Raw genomic sequence first — 19,881 nt, 5'->3', positions numbered from 1 at the left:
GCACCTCAGCGGGTGTACAGCGGGGACATCGCCAGGGCGAAGACCGTCATCAGGTCCGGGTCGATCGGCCGGGCCGGCAGTGGGACGAGGTCGACCAGTTTGTCGTCGCCGACCCGGATCGTGGTGCGCCCGGTCGCGGTGTCGACGTACGCCTCGTCGCCGAGCGGGATCGGCTGCGACGTCGCGGCCTTCCGGATCGGCACCATCAACGCCTCCGCGTTCGGAGTACGCCGTACCGACGTCGACAGCACGCTCGTCGGGTTCACCCAGCCACAGACCAGGTCACCGACCGCGGTCTGACCGTCCCGACGGACCATCGCGGGCGCGCCCATCACCTTCTCCGCCGCGGACGATCCGCGCTCGCAGTCCGGCCGCGCGATCAACGGCTGCGCCTCCGGCAACCCGGGCGCCTGCCGGACCACTTCCTGCCCGAGTACGACGTACTTCGCCAGGGTCGCCGGTGGTCCGCTGACCTTGTACAACCGCCCGTCCAGCAAGAACACCACGAACGTGCTGGTCCCGTAGCCGCCCTCACCCACAACCACGGGCTTGGCCCTTTCGCCATTCGTCGCAGCATAGGCCTTCTGCGTCGCCGCCAGCGTCGCCTTGGTTGCCGGGAGCACCGAAGTCCCGACCCGCAGGACCGGCCCGTTCGGACTGGTGCTGAGACCGAGCTGACAGACGTCGTACGTCGGCAACCCGAACTCGGCCGGGATCGCCTTGGGCTGGATCTGCACCACCGGCACCGTGAGCGTCGACTGCACCAGCGACTGATCCATCCGCACACACAGCGTGTCCGCGACCTTGGAGGTGGCCGGACCGCTCGGGGTCTCGGACGGCGTCTCCGACGGGGTCTCGGTAGGCGCGGTGCTGACCGAGACCAGCGGCGGGACGTTCGGGGCATCCTCCTGCCCCGGACCACTGCACCCCGCGACGACCAGCAGGCCGGCGATCAGTACAAGGCGGATACGCATGATGACAAGACTTTAACTGGCTGTGCGTAGTTCCCTTTCGCGGACCGCGTGTTCGTCGGTGCGAGCGTCGTACTGCCAGAACTCGCGCAGCCAGGCCGCCGTCCCGATCACGCCGACGACGCACAGGGCGCCACCGCTGACGATCGCGGCCCGGACACCGGTGAGGTCCGCGACCAGGCCGGACCGGGCCTGGCCGCCGAGCGGACCGAGGGAGTAGCCGAGCATCTCGATCCCCGCGAGCCGGCCGCGCATCTCGTCCGGGATCGTCTGGTTCCAGATCACCGACCGGAACAGCACCGAGACCATGTCGGCGGCACCGGCCACGGCGAAGAACGCGATCGCGAACCAGATGTTCGGCGCCAGCCCGGCGATCCCGACCGCGGCACCCCAGCAGATGGTGGCGAGGACGACGGCCCGGCCCTGGTGGTGGACGTGTTTCGCCCAGCCGCTGGTGAGGCTGGCGCACATCGCCCCGATCGCCTCGGCGCTGTAGAGCAGACCGAGCAGTTTCGGCTGCTGCAGGATCTCGGTGGCGAAGGCCGGGAACAGCACGATCGGCATCGCCAGGAACATCCCGACCATGTCCACCAGGTAGGTGGCGAGCAGGTCCCGGCGGCGGAACGCGTACACGATCCCGCCGCCGATCGCGCGCAGGCTCGGCGGCGTGCTGTGCTCACTCGTCCGGTACGGGCGCAGGCCGAGGTAGAGCGCGGTCGCGAGCACCAGGCCGGTGAGCTCGACCGCGAACGCCCAGGTCACGCCGACCGCTCCGACCAGGAGGCCGGCCAGCGCCGGGCCCGCGAGCTGGCCGACCTGCATCGTCAGCGAGCTGAGCGCGACCGCGGCCGGGATCTCCTGGTGCCGCACGACCCGTGGGAGGAGGGCCTCCCGGCTCGGCCGCTGCAGGGAGGTGGCGATCGCGTTCAGCGCGCCGCAGACGTAGATGAGCCACACCTGTGGCTGGTCCAGCAACGAGTTGCCGAGCAGTGCCGCGCAGATCAGGACCTGCGCCATGCCGGTGCCGATCAGCAGCTTCCGGCGGTCCACATGGTCCGCGAGGGCACCGCCGTACAGGCCGAAGACGACGAGTGGGGCGATCGTCACCAGGCCCATCGCGCCGACGGCGAAATTCGAGCCGGTGAGCTGGTACAGCTGGTACGGCAGCGCGACGTACCCGAACATGCCGCCGAGGAAGAAGACCGATCCCGACACCAGCAGGATGCGGTAGTCGCGAGAGCTGTGCCACGGGGTCAGATCGACACGGAGCCGGGCCAGCCACGCGCGGACACTTGCTGCCACTGGCACATAGTGCCAGCTCCGATCGCCGGGGAAGAACCGATGTGTCCCTACCGTGAGACGCACGCGGCCGCGGCATCCTGGGGGTGCCGCGGCTCAGTGCCGGCTGGGATGGTCGCGCTCTCAGGCCAGTGGCAGCAGGGCGCTCAGGTCGGTGCGTTCGCCGCTGGCGCGGAGTTTGCCGGACTGGCGGGCATCGGCCCAGGCGACGCGGCCGAGGGCGAGGTCGATCCAGAGCTCGGGCGGGAGCTCGACCACAGCGCCCGGCGTACCCCGGGTGTGCCGCGGCCCTTCGATGCACTGGACCGCGCCGTACGGCGGGACCCGCACCTCGACCGCGTGTCCGGGGGCCTTCTCGACCAGCAGCTTCAGCAGCTGCTTGGTGAGCAGCTTGAGGTCGGCGCGTTCCGCCGTACCGGCGTCATATCGCTGCAGGGCCTGGTGAAATGCGGGGTCGTGCGTGCTCACGACGTGTCAGCGTACTGCCGCGATGAAGTTTGTGCTCATCCGTAGCGGCCGATTGCGGAGACGCCCCTCTTGTCGGGGATAATCGGCCGGGAGAGAGGGAAGCGAGGTCGGGATGCTCACGCCCAGGCACCAGGCGCTGCTGATGACGCTGGCGGGAATGACCGTCGGCGTGGCCGTGTTCGGCGCGGTGCTCGCCTTCAACGGCAATCCCTTGGCAGGTGACGACACCCCGGCCGGGATCGTGAACAGTCAACCCGCCTCGAGCACGCCGGCCCGGACCGACGGGCTCCAGCCCGACTCCCTGCAGTACGTCGTACAGACCTTCGGCAGCGCGGACGCACCGGTGTCGGCCGAGGTCCCGACCGGGTGGAAGAGCTCCCAGGCCGGCACGCGGCCGCGGTTCCTCGACCCGACCGGCGTCTGGCAGCTCCGGTTCGACACCCGCGGCAGCAAGCAGTCCCCGGACGAGCTGGTCAACGACCGCGCCCGCAGCATCGACGAGAAGAACCTCAAGGTGATCAGCCGCGACAACGGCACGCTGATCTACACGTACGTCGATCAGACCCGCGGCCCACGGATGGGCCTGTCCCGCTGGATCTCCACCGACGGCGGCACAAGCTCCGCGGTCGAGATCACCGTCGGCGGGCGCCCGCAGGACGAGGCCGGCCTGCGCGCCATCCTCCAGCACGCCACCGACACGCTGCAGCTCCCGCCCTCAGCGGGCGACACCCGGCCGAACTAACACTTGATGTCGGCGGTCGGCGCCGTACCTTGCAGCAGGTAGCTCTCCACGGCGTTGTCCACGCACGGATTGCCCTGCTTGTAGCCGGTGTGGCCGTCGCCGTCGCGGGTGATCAGCACGCCGCTCTCCAGCTGGTGCGCGAGCCCGACGGCCCATTCGTACGGCGTCGCGGGGTCGCGGGTGGTGCCGACGACCATGATCGGCTTCGCACCGGCCGCCTTGATCGTGTGCGGCTTGTCCTCGGCCTTCACCGGCCAGTTCGCGCACGGCAGCGAGCCCCAGAGCAGCGCGCTCCCGAACCGCGGCGAGGCCGCCTCGTACTCCGGCATCTCCGCCTTGGCCTCCGCGACCCCGGTGATGTCCGGGCGATCTAGGCAGTTGACCGCGTAGATCGCCTCGTTGGCGTTGTCCGAGTACCCCGACGGCTCGCGATCGGTGTACTGATCGGCCAGCGCGAGCAGGCGAGCGCCGTTCCCGGCCAGGCCGTCGAGGACCGCGTCCTCGAGCTGCGGCCACAGCTGCTTCAGGTAGAGCGAGGACAGCACGCCGAGCAGCACCAGGGCCTGCGTGACCTCGCGTTTCCCGTCGCCGGGCAGCGGGGTCGCGTCACTGTCGTTGATCAGCTTGTCGATGTTCGCGAGCACCTCGGCCTTGCTGCTGCCGAGCCGGCACGACCGCTGGGCGCAGTCCTCCGCGAACGCGTCCAGCGCGGTGTCGAAGCCCCTCGCCTGGGCGATGTTGTTCTGCTTCGCGGTCTTCGACGGGTCGACCGCGCCGTCGAGCACCAGCCGGCCGACGTTCTTCGGGAACAGCTCGGCGTACGTCGCGCCCAGGTAGGTGCCGTACGAGAAGCCGAGGTAGTACAGCTCCGGGTCGCCGACGATCCCCCGCAGTACGTCGATGTCGCGCGCGGCATCCTTGGTCGACACGTGCGGCAGCAGCTCGCCGGACCGTTGCTCACAGCCGTCCGCGAGGATCTTCGCCTCGTTGTTCAGGTCGGTGATCTCGGCCTCGGTGTCCGGGCTGCCGTCGGTCGCGATGAACTTGTCCATCTGCGCGGTGTCCAGGCAGCGCACCGGCGTCGACTGCCCGACCCCGCGCGGATCCCAGCCGATCACGTCGAACTTCCGCAGCAGCGACGAGCCCAGCACGAACCCGGCCGAGGCGGCGAACTTCTCTCCGGAGGCACCGGGCCCGCCCGGGTTGATGAACAACGTCCCGATCTTCCCGGCCCGGTCCCTGGCCGGCACCTTCCGCGCCCGCAGCTCGATCGTTTGACCGGTCGGCTTGGTGTAGTCCAGCGGCACCGTGATCGTGGCGCACTGCTGGTTGGAGCCACAGCGCTGCCAGTCCGGCTGCTGCTGGTAGAACTTCTCCAGCCCGGCCGGGATCGGCCCGACCGGCCCCTTGGGCGGGTTCGCCCCCGTCCCAGTCGTCGTACCGTCACCCGCATCCTGCGCGCGGCTCGCCACCCCACACCCACTCACGAGTACCGCCAGGGCTGCCACCAGCACCGTTGTCCTGCGGAATCTCACTGCGAGCTTTCTCCCTCGTCTTCGTGGTGCAGTCGGCGCCGGCGCCGTGGCTTGCGTGGCCGCCGCTCCTCGGGCGCCGTCGTCTCGGCCGCCGTTCCAGCTGGTGTCGTCTCGGCCGCCGTCTGGGCTGCTGGTGTGTCCGTGACCCCGGGTTCGGCCGGTACGACGTCGGCCAGGTCCTCGGGCAGTGGTGCGTCGGAGGTCGTCGTACTGGAGGCTTCGTACTGTTGCCGCGGCGAGCACACGTCCGCGCGGCTGCACGCGCACCGCCGGCCGGACGCCGCCAGCCGGACCACCACGGTGTCGCTCGGAACGTTGTGCCCGACCACCACTCCATCACCCGCGGGGGTCTCCACCTGCGTCCCGGCCGCCGGCGCCTTCGCGTTGAACTCCTGGTACAGCGGGTGCTCGTACTTCAGGCAGCACATCAGCCGCCCGCACGCGCCGGAGATCTTCAACGGGTTCAGTGGCAGGTCCTGGTCCTTCGCCATCCGCACGCTGACCGGCTCGAAGTCTTTCAGGAAGGTCGCACAGCACAGGTCCCGCCCGCACGGCCCGATCCCGCCCTGCAGCCGGGCCTCGTCGCGCGCACCCACCTGGCGCAGCTCGATCCGCGCCCGGAGCGCCCTGGCCAGATCCCGCACGAGCTCGCGGAAATCGACCCGGTGCGGGGCGGAGAAGTACACGATGACGAGCTGATCGACGTCCGCGCGGCGGTCGACGAAGTCGATGCCGACCACCTTCATCGGCAGACCGTGCTGCCGGATCGTCCGTTTCGCGATCACCCGCGCGTCGGCGCGCCGCTGCCGGTTCTGCTCGTCGCGATCCAGGTCCGCGGCCGTGGCAATACCCTCACAGAGCGGCAGCCCGCCGATCTCCTCGGTGACGTACTGCGGCGCCCACACGCACTCCGCCACCTCCGGACCGTCATCGGTCGGAACCAGCACTTTGTCCCCGACACGCGGACGATGCGGGCCGGGGTCCAGGTAATAGAGCCGCCCGTAACGCTCGAACGACACAGCCATAACCATGCCCACCGCGCCAGCGTACTTGCCAGAAGCCAGCTCCACCCATGCGCGCTCCTACTCACCCGACGCCTTCTTGCCTGCGTCGCACGCGTGGGGTGCCTAGCGGTGGGTGCCCTTCACGCTCCCGGTGAGCGGTTCGTCGTCCGGTCCGTACGCCGCACAGACGACCAGTCGGTCGTTGTGGTTCCACAGACTCTCATCGGGTGACCAGTACACGAATTCGAGCTCGGACTCGTCCGCCGGGGTGCCGACGTACGTGCCGAACTCCGACGCACAGGTGTTGTCGGCAGCCTTGCGAACGCCCTTGTCGCCCGGGTACGGCCCGTCCGGGAGCTTGACGTCGGCGATGATCTCGGCGTCGTGCGGTTCCGCACAGGGCTTCCGGATCGCCTCGTTGTCGTCCTCGCCGTCGTCGAAGCAGTCTCCGACGGCCAGGTATTCGACGTACGTGATGTCGGCCGGAGTCGACGAGACGGGCTCGGAGCCGCTGGAGGTGTCGTCGACGGTCGAGCCGATCGCGATGAGGACGCCGAAGAGGACGAGGTAGCCGATGGTGGTCAGGGAGCCGATGACCAGGCCGGCGATCGCCATTCCCTTGCCGGTCTCCTGGCGCTTCTTGAGTTGGACCAGGGCGGCGATGCCCAGGCCGATCGCCACCGGGGCGGCGAGGCCGAAGAAGATCCCGCCGATGCCGGTCGCCAGCGCCGCCGTGGCCAGCCCGTTGGTGCCACCCGTCGTCCCCGGATACCCATAGCCGTACCCATAGGGCGCCGGGCCGTACGCCGCCGGATACTGCGGCTGCCCGTAAGGCGCCTGCCCAGCAGGTTGGCCGTACGGCGGCGGCGCAGCGGACTGCCCGTATGGCGTTTGCCCACCAACGTGGCCGTACTGCGGCTGCGTGGGCTGCGGTTGGCCGTACGGCGATGGTGGCTGCTGGGGCTGCGGTTGGCCTGGGGCGGCCCACTGGGTGCCGGGCTGTTGGGCGTGCGGCTGGTCGGGCCGGCCGTAGGTCGGGAACGACCTCGGCGCGTCCTGTGGGCGGCCCGCGTCCGGGTCGTATGGTGGCTGCGTCACTCTTCCCCCGCGAGTACTACCGTTGCGATCCGCGCATGCTACCGGTCAGCCGCATCCCCGGCATTCCGAGCAGGCACAGGACGTTGCCATCAGCAACAGCACGATCTTCCAGGACGACGTAGTACATGTCCAGTTCGGACCTCTCGTACGGCTTCCCGACAAAGGCGTTGAACGCGGTCGCACACTGCTGGGTCGCGACCGTCTGGGTCTGGTCGGCGGCCAGCCCGGTCAGACTGGCGCGGACCTTCGCGTACGCCTCCCCGGTGTGCGGAACCGCACAGTCCGCGATCCGCACCACCCGCAGGGCTGCGGCCTCCAGGTCCGCGTCGAAGCACCGCCCGACGGCGACCTGCGCGATGCCGACGGTCCGGCCGATGCCGGCCCGACGCTCGCCGAGCACGTTGAGCGTGACCGCGACGCTGGTCGCGAGAACCCAGCACAGACAGACAGCCAAGGCGCCGTACGCGAGCCGCTTGCCCCGGCCGCCGGTCCGCTTGATGCGGCGCAACGCGATCGCAGCCAGCACCAGGGCGATCGGGACCAGGCCCGGAAGGCTGGTCACGAACGCCGCCACGGCGTACCGATCCTGCCGCTGCTGTGCCGGTGTCGGTACGCCGGCCAACCACGATTCAGCCGGCGGCAGCGAGGGCCGCGCCGGCTGGATCGGAGGGGGCGGCTGGCTCATTGGCGTCCGTTCGGCGATCGGCCGAGCGGTAGTGCTCGGACACCCGAACATCGGACTGACCGGTCTCGGTGTTACAGCAGCTGCCCAGTAATCGGACGGCAGTCTCAGAGAGTGACCACGCGGTTATCGCTGGACCCGGCGCGGGACGTGCGGGCCGTCGTTGCGGCCCTCGAACAGCGAGACGGTCATCGCCTCGAGGGCGAGCAGGGGTGCGACGTTGGCCTCGATGGCCTCACGACAGGCGGTGATCGCACCGATCCGGAGAATGGTCTGCTCCGGCGTCGTCCGGCCGGCCAGTTGCTCGATGTTGCGGTGCAGCTCGGCGTTGATCAACTCGGTGCCGGCGTTGGTCTGCACGACCAGCACGTCCCGGTAGAGCGCCATCAGATCGACGAGTGACCGGTCGAGCACGTCGCGTTCCCAGCGCTTGGCGCGCGCCTTCTGCTGGTCCTCGAGCTCTTTCAGCGCGGCGTTGGCCTCCCGCGGCTTGGCGCCCTTCGTTCCGACGCCGAGCGCCTGCTCGAGCGCGGCCCGTTCCTTCTCGTCGACCTTCTCGGCGCTGGCCTTGGCCTCGTCCTTGGCCGCCTCGACCAACTGCTGGGCAGCCTTCAGACAGGCCCCGAGATCCCGTAAGGCGAACGGAACCTCGAGCACCTTGTTCCGCCGGTCGCGCACCTCTTCGTCGCGCGCCAGCGCCCGCGCCCGCCCGATGTGCCCCTGCGCCGCCCGCGCCGCGAACCCGGCCAGCTCCGGATCCACTCCCAGCTTGCTGGTCAGCATGTCCGCCACCGCGGCCACCGGCGGCGTCCGCAGCACCAGCAGCCGGCACCGCGACCGGATCGTCGGTACGACGTCCTCCACGGTCGGCGCGCACAGCACCCAGACCGTCCGGGGCGCGGGCTCCTCGATGCTCTTCAGCAACGCGTCGGCGGCCTGCTCGGTCAACCGGTCCGCGTCCTCGACGACCATCACCTGCCACCGGCCCTGGGTCGGGCTCATCGCCGCCCGGCGGACCAGTTCACGGATCTCGCTGACCCGGATCGACAGCAGTTCGGTCCGGATCAGCGACACATCCGGGTGCGCGCCGCTGAGCGCCGTACGGCAGTCGTTGCATTCGCCACAGCCAAGGTCGTGACACTGCAGCGCGGCCGCGAACGCCCGCCCTGCGTTCGAGCGGCCGGATCCGGGCGGGCCGGTGATCAACCACGCATGCGTCATCCCGGCGACCGCGGCGCCAGTCTCGCCCCGCATCCCGGCCGCGGCGCCGGCCACGGCCCGCTTCAGTACGGCGACAGCCGGCTCCTGCCCGACCAGGTCGTCCCACACACTCATAGGTCCACCTTCGGAAGGATCGGCTGGAGCCGGGCGCGGATCTGCTGGGCAAGGTCGTCGCGGTCCTGGGTGGCGTCGAGGACCAGGTAGTGCTGGGGCTCCGCGGCGGCGAGCTCGAGGAACGCGGTCCGGACCCGCTCGTGGAAGTCGTGCGACTGGGACTCGATCCGGTCCCGCTCGGCGAAGCGGCCGAGGCCGCTCTTCGGGGGCAGGTCGAGCAGAATGGTCAGGTTCGGCCGGAGGTCGTCGGTGGCCCAGCGGTTCACCCGCTCGACGTCGGACAGGTCGAGATCTCGCCCGGATCCCTGGTACGCCAGCGCGGAGTCGACGTACCGATCGGTGATGACGACGGCGCCGGCCTTGAGCGCGGGCTTGATCACCGAGTCCACGTGCTCGGCCTTGTCGGCGGCGTAGATGAGCGCTTCGGCGCGATGCGAGATGTCGCCGGTGGCCGGGTCGAGGACGATCTGCCGCAACGTCTTGCCGAGGTCGGTCGCGCCCGGCTCGCGGGTGAGCAGGACCTGCTGGCCCTGCTCCTTCAGCCACTCCACGAGCAGCGCGGACTGCGTCGACTTCCCCGCGCCCTCACCGCCTTCGAGCGCGATGAACAGGCCGGTGGTCGGATACACGCCAGTAGTCTTGCCGAAGCTGCGCCGTACGTCGCGCCAGAACGGGACGCCCGGACGATCGTCCATCTGCCGCCACGCGATCACTCCGATCACCCCGGCCAGGATCGCGGCGATCAGCATGGTCATCGAGGCACCGTTGTAGGTGACCGACTTGCCGCCGATCGTGTACGTGTGCCGGCCGATCGCACCGGCCGCGAACGGGGCGATCGCCAGCGTGACCGCGAGGACCGTGCGTACGGCGGACTGGACGAACGCGAAGGTCCGGCCGCGGACCGCGTCCGGGACCTCGAGACCGAGCAGCGTGTAGCCGGAGACCCAGGACGCGCCCGCGCAGAAGCCGAGCAGGATCGCGATCATGGTGGCGATCTCGATCTGCTGGATCAGCGCCAGTCCGGCCAGGCAGATCCCTGAGCCGACCAGGCCGGCCGCGAACAGCCGGCGCCGGGACAGACCGGAGAAGAGCCGCGGCGCGAACCCCATGCCGAGGGCGAGACCGCCGAAGACGGCGCCGAACAGCACGCCGTACCCGGGGTCGCCGGCTCCGAGACCCTCGACATACGTGCGGCCGAGGCCGATCACGACCGCACCGGCCGCGAACGCGCCGGAGATCCCGACCACGAGACCGCGGACCACCGGCGTACCGGTGACGTAGGACCAGCCCTCGACCATGGTCCGCCACAGCGTCGGATGGTCCTCGTGCTCGTGGATGGCGCGGCCGATCTCGGAGACCGACACGATCGCCAGGGCCGAGATGACGAAGGTCGCGGCGTTCACGTACACGGCCAGGTCGATCGCGAAGTCGCCGGCCCAGCGGGACACCAAGGTGATCGCGGTGAAGATGACCGCGGCCGGCAGGGCGGTCCCGTACGTCGTGATCAGGCTGAGCTGGTTGGCTGCCTCGAGCCGGTGCCGGGGCACCAGGTTGGGCACGCTCGCGTCCTTGGCCGGACCCCAGATCAGGCTGACGATCTCGATCAGCACGGTCGCCACCAGCACCCAGGTCAGCGTGCCGACGAGCGGGATGCTGACGAAGAACGCGGCCCGGACCAGGTCGCCGATGATCATCGTCCAGCGCCGGTCCAGCCGGTCCGCGATCCAGCCGGCCACCGGGCCCATCACCAGGGCCGGCAGTACGCGCAGGAACAGCACCCCGCCGATCGCGAAGTTCGCCGCCTGGTAGTCGTCGCCGGCGAACGCCTTCGCCATCGCCGTCAAGGCCAGCAACCCGATCCAGTCGCCCAGACTGGACAGCCCGAAGGCGACCCACAGCCGCCGGAACGCCCGGATCCGCAACACCGCACGCACATCATGCGCCGGTGCAGGATCGGTCAGCGGGTCATAAACCTCCGGCACACCCAAAGACTAGTGGGCGGCATCGACAGCCTGACGCAGCGCATCCAGGGCCGCCTTCAGCTCGACCGGAGGCGGGAATCCGAACCCGAGCCGGAACACCCCGGGCTCGTCGCCGAACCAGTCGCCGTCGGCCAGCCGCACATCGAAGTCCGCGGCCGCCCGGCGGAACCGGCCCAGATCGACCTGCGGCTTCAGCCGGACCGCGCACAGCGCACCCGCATCCGGCCGGACCCACTCGATCACGTCGCTGTTGTCCCGGACCCACCCCTCGGTGATGGCCAGTCCCTCGGCGAGCGATGCCCGTCGTACGGCGAGAATCTCGTCCTCGCGCTCCAGCACCCGGACGGCGAGCGCCTCGGTCACCGGGGACGCGGACACGACCGTGTTGAACTTCGCGGTCACCACGCGATCGACCAGGTCCGCATCGGTGCTGACGATCCAGCCGATCCGCAGCGCGGCCGCGCCGTGGCATTTCGACAGCGACGCGACCGTCACGACCTTCGGGCCGAGGTCGACCGCGGTCGCCGCGACCGGATCATCGCCGTACGCCGCGGTCCGGTAGGTCTCGTCGACCATCAGGTACGCGTCCGGGCAGATCTCGGCCATGGCGGCGACGATCTCTTCCAGGGTCTGGTGGGGTACGGCGACTCCGGACGGGTTCTGTGGTGTCGTCAGGCTGACCAGCTTGGTGTCGGGCGTGAGCTGCGCCCGGACGGCGTCGGCGCTCAGGCGGTAACCGCCGTCGAAGGTCAACGGGACCGCGCGGACGTCGGCACCGATCGATGCGTAGGCATTGCCGGTCGACGGGAACAGCGGCTGGGTCGTGACGACCTGACCGCCGCGATCCACCAGCAGGTAGGCGAGCAGGAAGATCGCATGCATCCCGCCGACCGTGACGACGACCTGCTCCGGACGGACGCCGTGGCGGTCGGCGATCGCCGAACGCAGGCGAGGGTCACCGGGTGCGGTGCCGTAGCCGAGCTCGAGGTCGGCCAGCTCCGGGGTCAACAGGTCTGCGAGCCGGAGGTCCGGCCCGTAGCTCTCGCCGAGGTCGTGCCGGGGATGTTCGGCGGTCAGGGACGCGATGTCGTTGCGGGGAAAGGTGGCCATACCGCCATCGTCCGAGGGTTTCACTGGCGTCCCCAGAGCCAATCCGGCAGAATTGGTTCGCGAATGAGGCCAATCGAGGTGGTTGAGCGGTTGGGCCGCTGGTCATCCGGCCGCGGCCCGCTGTACGTGCTCCTCGCGACCCGCCTCCGCCGGCTGATCGACGACGGCGAGCTGCCTCCCGGCGTGCTGCTGCCACCGGACCGTTCCTTGGCCGGCGCTCTGGCCGTCGGTCGCACGACCGTGGTCGGGGCCTACGAGTTGCTCCGGTCGGAGGGCCGGATCACTCGCCGCCAGGGCAGTGGGACACGCGTCGCGGGTACGCCGAGCACCGGTGCTCTTGAAGACGCCCCCGTGGATCCGATCTTCCTTGACTCGCTGGAGTCGCGGGACGACGACGTACTGCTCGCCATCTGTGCCGCTCCCGGCGATCCGCCGCCGCAACTGGCGGAGGCGTACGCGCGGATCGTGCCGGAGCTCAGCCGGATCTCGGGTGACATCGGGTACTACCCGTACGGCCATCCAGTACTGCGTGAGGCGCTGGCCGCCCGTTACGCCGGGCACGGTGTGCCGACGACGCCGGACCAGATCCTGGTGACGAACGGGGGTCAGCAAGCGTTGTCGCTGCTGGCTCATGCGTTGCTGTCGCCTGGCGATCAGGTGTTGGTCGAGGCTCCGACGTACCCGGGCGCTTTGGAGGCGTTCCGGGAGAAGGGCGCGGTGCTGCGCGGTCTGCCGGTCGGACTCGGCGGTTTTGAGGCCGCTGTCCGGGAGCGTCGTCCGGCGGCCGCCTACGTCATCCCGACGTACCAGAACCCCACCGGCTCGGTGCTGTCCCCGCTGGCCCGTGAGCGACTGGCCAGGGTCGCGGCCGACGTACCTCTGATCGAGGACGAAGTGCCGGCTGACCTCGGCTTCCCGGGTGAACCGCGGCCCATGTCCTTGGCGGCGTTCAGCGACGCGGTCATCTCGGTGGGCTCTCTCAGCAAAAGCATCTGGGGCGGCCTCCGCATCGGCTGGATCCGCGCCGCCGTACCTCTCGTCAACCGCCTGGCCCGCATCCGCGCCGTCCACGACCTGGGCGGAAACGTCCCCACCCAGCTGGCCGCGGCCCATCTTGTCACCCAACTGGACGACCTAGGCCGTGCGGGGGAGCTGAAGGCCCGCCACGACCACCTCCAAGCCCTCCTGGCCGAGCACCTCCCGAGCTGGCACGTCCCAACCATCCAAGGCGGCCAGACCCTCTGGGCAAAACTCCCCCACGGCGACGGCAACTCCTTCGCCCAAACAGCCCTCCGCCACGGCCTGGCCATCCTCCCCGGCGCCGGCCTCGACGTAACCGGCGCAAGCGACAGCTACGTACGCCTACACTTCCGCGCCCGCCCCGACGACCTCACCGAGGCCGTCACCCGCCTGACCACCGCCTGGCACGCCTACAACCCCCCAGCCGATCGAGTACACCCCCGCCCGACCATCGCTATCTGACCACGACCGGTCCACCGGCTGAAAAGTGGATCCTGACGGCGCGGCCACCGGGCCATACCGTCGGGCTATGCCATCGGATCAGCACGTCCGGCCGCTGGGGACCGTCGGGATCTGGGCGCCGTCGTCACTCTGGGCCCAGGAGGGCGACCAGTTGCCGGAGGCCGTCGTCGAACTGGCGGAACTGGGATTCGGCACCATCTGGCTCGGCAACGGTCCGGACATGTTCGACCTGGCGGCGACCGCGCTCGCGGCGACGGAGCGGATCACGGTCGCTACCGGGATCGTGAACATCTGGGTGCACAGCTCCGCCGATGTCGCGGAGGCGTACCACCAAGCCGAGAAGCGGTCCCCGGGCAGACTCCTGCTCGGCATCGGCAACGGACCCCGCGAACCGGCCCAGTGGACGCTGTCCCCTTATCGCGAACTGACGCAGTACCTGGACCACCTGGACGCGGCGGGCGTCCCGGCCGAGGGCAGGATCCTGGCTGCAGTCGGACCCCGCATGCTGGCGCTCTCGGCCGCCCGGAGCCGCGGCGCCCATCCGTTCCTGATCACCCCGGATCACACGGCGTCAGCCCGTACGGCGCTCGGCCCCGGGCCACTGCTCGCGCCGGAACAGAAGGTGGTGCTGGAGACCGACCCGACGACGGCACGCGCCATCGCTCGCCAGGCCCTCGACTTCTACCTGACGAAGCGTGGCTACGCGACCAATCTGCGCCGGCTCGGCTTCACCGACGACGACCTCGCCCACGGCGGCAGCGACCGGCTGATCGACGCCACCGTCGCGTGGGGAGATCCGGACACCGTGCTGGCGAGAATCACCGAACACCACCAGGCAGGAGCCGATCACGTCGCCATCCAGCTCCTGACCTGGCAGACCGACACCCCGGACCGCACCAAGCGACGGCTACCCCGCGCCGAGTACCGCCAACTGGCCGAGGCGCTAGCTCGTGGTGAAGCGTAGAGACAAGGACGCCGGAGCGGTTTTGAGTTTGTCGCGGTCGGGGAGGGCGGGGCCGCAGGCGGCTGTACCTACGCCGGTTTGGGCGATGTCGAGGGTGACGTAGGTGGTGTCGCCGCGGACGAGGTCCGCGGTGTGTTTGGCGGTCTCCAGGTCGTCGGTGGTCCAGTCTCGGACGGTGAGGCCGAAGAGGGTGCCGATCGCCTCGACCCGGAGGCCGTCGAGGGTGGCCCAGCGGGTGTCGATGCGGTGGCCGTTCTCCTGGGGACGGACGTACGGCGTCTGCAGCTCGGCGACCGTGGCCGAGTACTTCCCGACCGCGGCGGCCTCGCGGGTGTCGGCGTACGCCTCGTTGGGGCCGGTGCCGAACCACTCGACGCGCTCCACCTTCGGCAGCTCGAAGGTGACGCCGAGCCGCGGCAGCACCTCCGGGAACAGGCCTTCGGGTACGACGTTCAGCTCGAGAACGACCGCATCGTCGACGGCGGTCCAGCGCCAGGTGCTGACGAGACCCCACTGCAGCTGCGGCGGCGCCGTGCGGGTCACGACCTCCCACGCGCCGTCGCGCTCACCCTGGGAGACGATTCGGTGCTGCACCCGGTGCAGACCCTGCTCCCGCCAGGCCTTCGCGACCCCCGGGATCGCGTCGTTGTCGATCGGCGCCCGCGAGACATCCATTCGGGCGTTCTTCACCCCGGCGACGGTGATCCCATCGACGCCTGCCTCACCGTCAGCGGGCGATCCGCCAACAACAGCCGCTGGCTCAGCCGGCTCGTCCACCCGGATCTGTCCCCAGGCAATGCGGTGGCCTGCGTCCGCCCACGAGGTCGGCGAGGCGAGCTCGGCCGCGACCGTCACCCAGGTCTCGGGCTTCGACGCATCGACCGACGGCAGCTCCACCGTCACCGTCTCACCGGCCGCGATCGCCGGCACCGAGAGGGTCCCGGCGTCGACCTGCTCGCCTTCGACCGCCACGACATACGTGAAGGTCAGGTGACTTGTGTCCAGCACCTCGTAGCGGTTGGTGATCGATACGCCACCGTTGCCGTCAGCAACGATCCGCAGCGGCTCGATCACCTTGACGTATTCGAGCATGCCGGGTGACGGCGTCCGGTCGGGGAACAGCAGTCCGTCGCAGACGAAGTTCCCGTCGTGGATCGTCTCGCCGAAGTCACCGCCGTACGCGTAGACCTCGCGGCCGTCGATCGTGGTCCGGATGCCGTGGTCGATCCACTCCCAGATGAAACCGCCCTGGCAGCGCGGGTACTTGTCGAACACCTCGCGGTAGTCGAGCAGTCCGCCCGGACCGTTGCCCATCGCGTGGCCGTACTCGCACAGGATGAACGGCAGGTTCCGGTACAGCGAGGAGTCCGCGCCGATCTCCGCGCAGCCCTCCGGCGAGGTGTACATCCGCGAGTAGATGTCGACGAACTCGGCCTCGGTGTCCCGCTCGTAGTGCACCGGCCGCGACGGGTCGAGCTCCTTCGCCAGGTCGTACATCGCTCGCAGGTTCTCGCCCATCCCGCACTCGTTGCCGAGCGACCAGATGATGATCGACGGGTGGTTCTTGTCCCGGTGCACGGTGCGCGCCATCCGCGCCACCAGGTCGTCGCGGAACCGCGGGTCCATCACCGGGTTCGGCAGCTTCGGCGGCTGCGGCTCGTACCCGAACCCGTGCGTCTCCAGGTCACACTCGTCGATCACGTAGAGGCCGTAGGCGTCGCACAGCGAGAGGAAGTGCGGGTGCGGCGGGTAGTGGCTGGTCCGGACCGCGTTGATCCCGGCCCGCTTCATCAGCAATACGTCGTCCAGCATGTCCTGCTCGGTCAGCGCGCGACCGCGGTCGGGGTGGAACTCGTGCCGGTTGACGCCGTTGAACAGCACCCGGTTGCCGTTGACGGTCAGGATGCCGTCGACGATCGCGACCGTGCGGAAGCCGATCCGCAGCCGCACCTCACCACCCTCGGTCCGCAACACACCGTCGTACAGGCGTGGGACCTCGGCGCTCCACGGCTCGACGCTCTCGATCCGGGTGTGCTCACCCGTCGCCAGCTCGAGGCCCAACTCAGGCACCGAGACAGTGCCCGGTACGTCGGACTCCACGAGCAGCGTGCCGGCACCCTCGACGTGGTCGTACGCCGCCTTGACGAAGACGTCGGTCGGCGCGGCCGGCTTCAGAGCCAGCAGATTGACCTCGCGGAAGATCCCGGACAGCCACCACATGTCCTGGTCCTCGACATAACTGCCGGCCGACCACTGGTGCACGCGCACCACGATCCGAGCTTCCTTGCCCGGGGCAACCAGGTCGGTGACGTCGAACTCCGACGGCAGTCGCGAACCGGACGACCAGCCGGCCAGTTCGCCGTTGACGTGCACCGCGAACCGCGAGTCCACACCCTCGAACCGCAGCACCACGCGGGCGCCGGCCCAGTCCGCCGGGATCGTCACGGTCCGGACGTAGTCACCGGTCGGGTTGTCGGTCGGCACGTACGGCGGCTCGAGCGGGAACGGGTAGACCACGTTCGTGTACGCCGGAGCGCCGTACCCACTGAGCTGCCAATGACCCGGGACGGCGATCGTGTCCCATCCGGAGGTGTCCGGGTCCTTCAGGTCGTCCGGGGCGTCGGCCACGCTCGGCGACAGCCGGAAACTCCAGTCACCGGACAGCGGCAGCTTGGCCGAGTCGTCGTCCAGCCAGGCCCGCGGGGGAAGCACGTTGGCGCCGGGAGCAAAGTCCTCGACATAGCTGTGGTCTTGGGTCACAGGCATCGACCCTAAGCCCTAGCTGTTCACGAATCCACACCGATCAACAGATATGGACAGCCCTGACCTCCTCCGGTCAGGGCTGTCCACGCATACTCCTATCCGGTGGTGGCGCTGAAGATGTCGTTGTTGCCGAAGTCTGCCGGGCAGTCACCCAGCGGCCACGGTGCCGGCAGAACCACAGTTCCGGCGTTCGCCGACCGCTGACGCCAGGCGTCGATCGCCGAACAGTGGACGGTCCGGCGAACGTCGGTCCACACGCCGGTGCCATAGGTGCGGGTAGCGATCGTGTAGACGTAATCGCCGAGGAACTCGTTGTACAGGATCCGGCCCTGCGACGACCCGCGTGCGTCACCGAGCGGTCCGGAGTACTCCGTCGACCAGGCGCCCGGGGCACCACCTGCCCCGATCGCGGCACTCTGCAGGACTCCGTGTTCCGGCCGCGGGTTGACCGTGGTCGTCTGGAAGGGCTGCGTGAACGCCTGTGACGTCACGTACACCCGTTTGCCGTCCGGGCTGATGGCCGGTGCGGCATACGTCGAGATGTCGCCCGCCGGGGAGATCGGCGTCGGTGTACTGAACGACGCCGCTCCGTTGGTCGAGTAGGCGAAGAACGCCTTCTCATGGTCAGGGCCGTCGCGCCCGTCGACCCAGGCGTTGACGATCTCGTTGGTCGCGTTCGCCCCGGTCGGCGCCCCGTTGGCGATATCGATGCTGGGCATCGCGGCGAGGTCGGTCCGGGCGCCGGAGACGCCGTCGACGATGCACCGTCCGGTCACTGGGTCGTTGTGGAAGCACGGATCGGTGATCGCCACGACGTCCTTCGGCTGCCGCCAGGTCTGGCCGCCGTCCAGCGACTTGATCACGGTGTGGAAGCCGGCCAGGCTGGTCCCGCCGAAGTGTGTGAAGAACACGTAGACGACACCGTGGCTGTCGGTCCGCACGGTGCAACCGTCGTACGCACCCTGTTTGCCGTTGGCGATCGCAGGTGCGACCTGGTGCTGCTTCCAGGAGACACCGCCGTCACGGGAGGTCGACACCATCGGCTTCAGTGGGAAGGCGTTGCCCCCGCTGAAACTGTGGAAGTCGGAGTAGCAGACGTACACGTTGCCGAAGAACGGGCTGCTCTCGGCGTTGTCCGCCCAGATCTGCTCCTTGTCGAGTCCGGAACTGAATGCCGCATGCGGTGCGGCGAAGTACGGCCGCGACCAGTTGGACTGGACGGCGATCCGGGCCGGTGTCACGTTGTCGATGCTCGAGACGGTCACTCCGGTGGGGCTGTTCTGACCGCTGCCGTTGCGGATCACGGTGTCGGTGAGGTTCGTGGCCAGAGTGGACAGGTAGAGCCGGTCGCCGTTGGCCCAGGAGAATCCGTTCGGACCGGGGGCGGGTCCGAAGGCCACGCCTGGGTCACTGCGCGAACGCAGTCCGTTCTCGTAGTAGTTCGGCACGGTGTGAATCGGGCCGACGTGTGGGACGCAGGGCTCGACGGTCGGACTGCAGTCGGCCGCGGTCAGGCCTGAGTACGTCGGCTGGGTCCAGGTGTGACCGCGGTTGAACGAGAAGTACACACCGGTGAGTCCCACACCCAGGTTGAAGGTGCCGAGTGGGAACGAACACGCGGCGTGCTCGGTGGATGCGAGTCGTGAGCACGGTTGCATGTCCACCAGGTCGTTGGCGCCGGCGGCGAGCACATCCGGCCGGCTGGCGCTGACCGCCAGGGCGGGCTCGTTCTGCGCGTTCTGGGGGTGCGTGGTCGGGGGGCTGGCGACGGTCACGAGAGCGTCGACAGTCGGGGCGGAATGAGCTGCTGGAAGTCCTATCGCGCCGAGCGCGAGGGCAGCCGCCAGAATCAGACATCGTCGCAAGGAACGCACGGGGAACTCCTCTCCGCGCGGCCCAGGTCCGGGCAAGCGGAGCGTTCACCACAGGAATGGCCTGGGCCGTGACAAACGTGTCCGGCGTCAGCGTAAGCCTGGCCCGGCGACGCGCCCAGAGCTCGTGTCAGGTGCTCTTGGCGCAGTTTCTGCAGGTACCGACGAGGGCTACTTGTTCAGGGGCGAGTTGGAAGCCGAGCTCGCGCTGGACCTTCTTCCGGGCCGACTCGAGGATGTCGCCGGGAGCGTCGTACACCTTGCCGCACTCGGAGCAACGCAGGTGCAGGTGGCGCGGCGCGAGATCCCCGGCCAGGTGGTACGTCGTCCCCGCCCGGCCGAGGTGGACGTGCGTGACGAGGCCGAACTCACCGAGCGCGTCCAGAGCCCGGTAGACGGTGGCACGGTGGATCCCCGGGCGCAGCTCCTCGGCCCGTTCGCCGATCTGCTCCGCGCTCAGGTGCTCCTCGGTGCCCGCGAGGACCTCAACGACCGCCAGCCGAGCCGGGGTGACCCGCTCACCCCGCTCCCGTAGTCTTTGCGCGCTGACCTCGACCGGACTCGTCACCGGCGCA

The 19,881-nt window shown here is 69.6% G+C and carries 16 protein-coding genes; 3 read left to right on the top strand and 13 right to left on the bottom strand.

What is annotated here, in order from left to right:
- Nucleotides 1-5: 5 nt before the first annotated feature.
- From OG876_RS14890 to OG876_RS14880, 3 genes are all read right to left on the bottom strand, one after another.
- Nucleotides 6-974, bottom strand: coding sequence for a hypothetical protein (locus OG876_RS14890; RefSeq protein ID WP_328525440.1), 969 nt, complete (start codon nt 972-974; stop codon nt 6-8).
- A 12-nt stretch (nt 975-986) separates the two neighbouring features.
- Complete coding sequence (locus OG876_RS14885; RefSeq protein WP_328525439.1) at nt 987-2,273, bottom strand: MFS transporter; 1,287 nt, start codon at nt 2,271-2,273, stop codon at nt 987-989.
- A 120-nt stretch (nt 2,274-2,393) separates the two neighbouring features.
- On the bottom strand, nt 2,394-2,738 hold the full coding sequence (locus OG876_RS14880) for a sterol carrier family protein (protein WP_328525438.1): 345 nt from the start codon (nt 2,736-2,738) through the stop codon (nt 2,394-2,396).
- Nucleotides 2,739-2,850: 112 nt separating this feature from the next.
- Here OG876_RS14880 and OG876_RS14875 point away from each other — a divergent pair, with 112 nt between their 5' ends.
- Nucleotides 2,851-3,480, top strand: coding sequence for a hypothetical protein (locus tag OG876_RS14875; RefSeq protein WP_328525437.1), 630 nt, complete (start codon nt 2,851-2,853; stop codon nt 3,478-3,480).
- Here the strand turns inward: OG876_RS14875 and OG876_RS14870 are convergent.
- The 7 genes from OG876_RS14870 to OG876_RS14840 all read right to left on the bottom strand — a co-directional run bounded on the left by OG876_RS14870 (nt 3,477) and on the right by OG876_RS14840 (nt 12,226).
- Complete coding sequence (locus tag OG876_RS14870) at nt 3,477-5,015, bottom strand: alpha/beta hydrolase (RefSeq protein WP_328525436.1); 1,539 nt, start codon at nt 5,013-5,015, stop codon at nt 3,477-3,479. The genes OG876_RS14875 and OG876_RS14870 overlap by 4 nt on opposite strands.
- Nucleotides 5,012-6,040, bottom strand: a complete 1,029-nt coding sequence (locus OG876_RS14865; protein ID WP_328525435.1) for a PSP1 domain-containing protein — start codon at nt 6,038-6,040, stop codon at nt 5,012-5,014. The genes OG876_RS14870 and OG876_RS14865 overlap by 4 nt, the downstream gene beginning before the upstream one ends.
- A 102-nt stretch (nt 6,041-6,142) precedes the next feature.
- On the bottom strand, nt 6,143-7,117 hold the full coding sequence (locus OG876_RS14860; protein ID WP_328525434.1) for a DUF4190 domain-containing protein: 975 nt from the start codon (nt 7,115-7,117) through the stop codon (nt 6,143-6,145).
- Between the two features lie 16 nt (nt 7,118-7,133).
- Nucleotides 7,134-7,802 (bottom strand): DUF4190 domain-containing protein, encoded by a 669-nt coding sequence (locus OG876_RS14855; RefSeq protein WP_328525433.1) that lies wholly within the window; start codon nt 7,800-7,802, stop codon nt 7,134-7,136.
- 123 nt (nt 7,803-7,925) lie between these two features.
- The gene (locus OG876_RS14850; RefSeq protein WP_328525432.1) at nt 7,926-9,134 is read right to left on the bottom strand and encodes a DNA polymerase III subunit delta'; all 1,209 of its coding nucleotides are present in this window, start codon (nt 9,132-9,134) and stop codon (nt 7,926-7,928) included.
- The gene (gene tmk, locus OG876_RS14845; protein WP_328525431.1) at nt 9,131-11,116 is read right to left on the bottom strand and encodes a dTMP kinase; all 1,986 of its coding nucleotides are present in this window, start codon (nt 11,114-11,116) and stop codon (nt 9,131-9,133) included. The genes OG876_RS14850 and tmk overlap by 4 nt, the downstream gene beginning before the upstream one ends.
- Before the next feature lie 9 nt (nt 11,117-11,125).
- Complete coding sequence (locus OG876_RS14840; RefSeq protein ID WP_328525430.1) at nt 11,126-12,226, bottom strand: pyridoxal phosphate-dependent aminotransferase; 1,101 nt, start codon at nt 12,224-12,226, stop codon at nt 11,126-11,128.
- 63 nt (nt 12,227-12,289) lie between these two features.
- On the opposite strand from OG876_RS14840, the gene yczR reads away from it, so the two are divergent.
- Nucleotides 12,290-13,708, top strand: coding sequence for an aminotransferase-like domain-containing protein (gene yczR / locus OG876_RS14835; RefSeq protein WP_328525429.1), 1,419 nt, complete (start codon nt 12,290-12,292; stop codon nt 13,706-13,708).
- Nucleotides 13,709-13,775: 67 nt separating this feature from the next.
- Nucleotides 13,776-14,672, top strand: a complete 897-nt coding sequence (locus OG876_RS14830) for an LLM class F420-dependent oxidoreductase (protein ID WP_328525428.1) — start codon at nt 13,776-13,778, stop codon at nt 14,670-14,672.
- On the opposite strand, the gene OG876_RS14825 is transcribed toward OG876_RS14830, so the two are convergent.
- From OG876_RS14825 to OG876_RS14815, 3 genes are all read right to left on the bottom strand, one after another.
- Nucleotides 14,652-17,432, bottom strand: coding sequence for a glycoside hydrolase family 2 TIM barrel-domain containing protein (locus OG876_RS14825; protein WP_328525427.1), 2,781 nt, complete (start codon nt 17,430-17,432; stop codon nt 14,652-14,654). The two genes, OG876_RS14830 and OG876_RS14825, sit on opposite strands and share 21 nt — an antisense overlap.
- A gap of 98 nt (nt 17,433-17,530) precedes the next feature.
- Nucleotides 17,531-19,210 (bottom strand): sialidase family protein, encoded by a 1,680-nt coding sequence (locus tag OG876_RS14820; RefSeq protein ID WP_328525426.1) that lies wholly within the window; start codon nt 19,208-19,210, stop codon nt 17,531-17,533.
- Between the two features lie 226 nt (nt 19,211-19,436).
- On the bottom strand, nt 19,437-19,874 hold the full coding sequence (locus OG876_RS14815; protein ID WP_328525425.1) for a Fur family transcriptional regulator: 438 nt from the start codon (nt 19,872-19,874) through the stop codon (nt 19,437-19,439).
- Between the last annotated feature and the right edge of the window lie 7 nt (nt 19,875-19,881).

The organism is Kribbella sp. NBC_00359, from assembly GCF_036097425.1.
GTDB lineage: Bacteria > Actinomycetota > Actinomycetes > Propionibacteriales > Kribbellaceae > Kribbella.
Note: the sequence above shows the minus strand (reverse complement) of the source record. Positions and strands in the feature narration are given on the sequence as shown.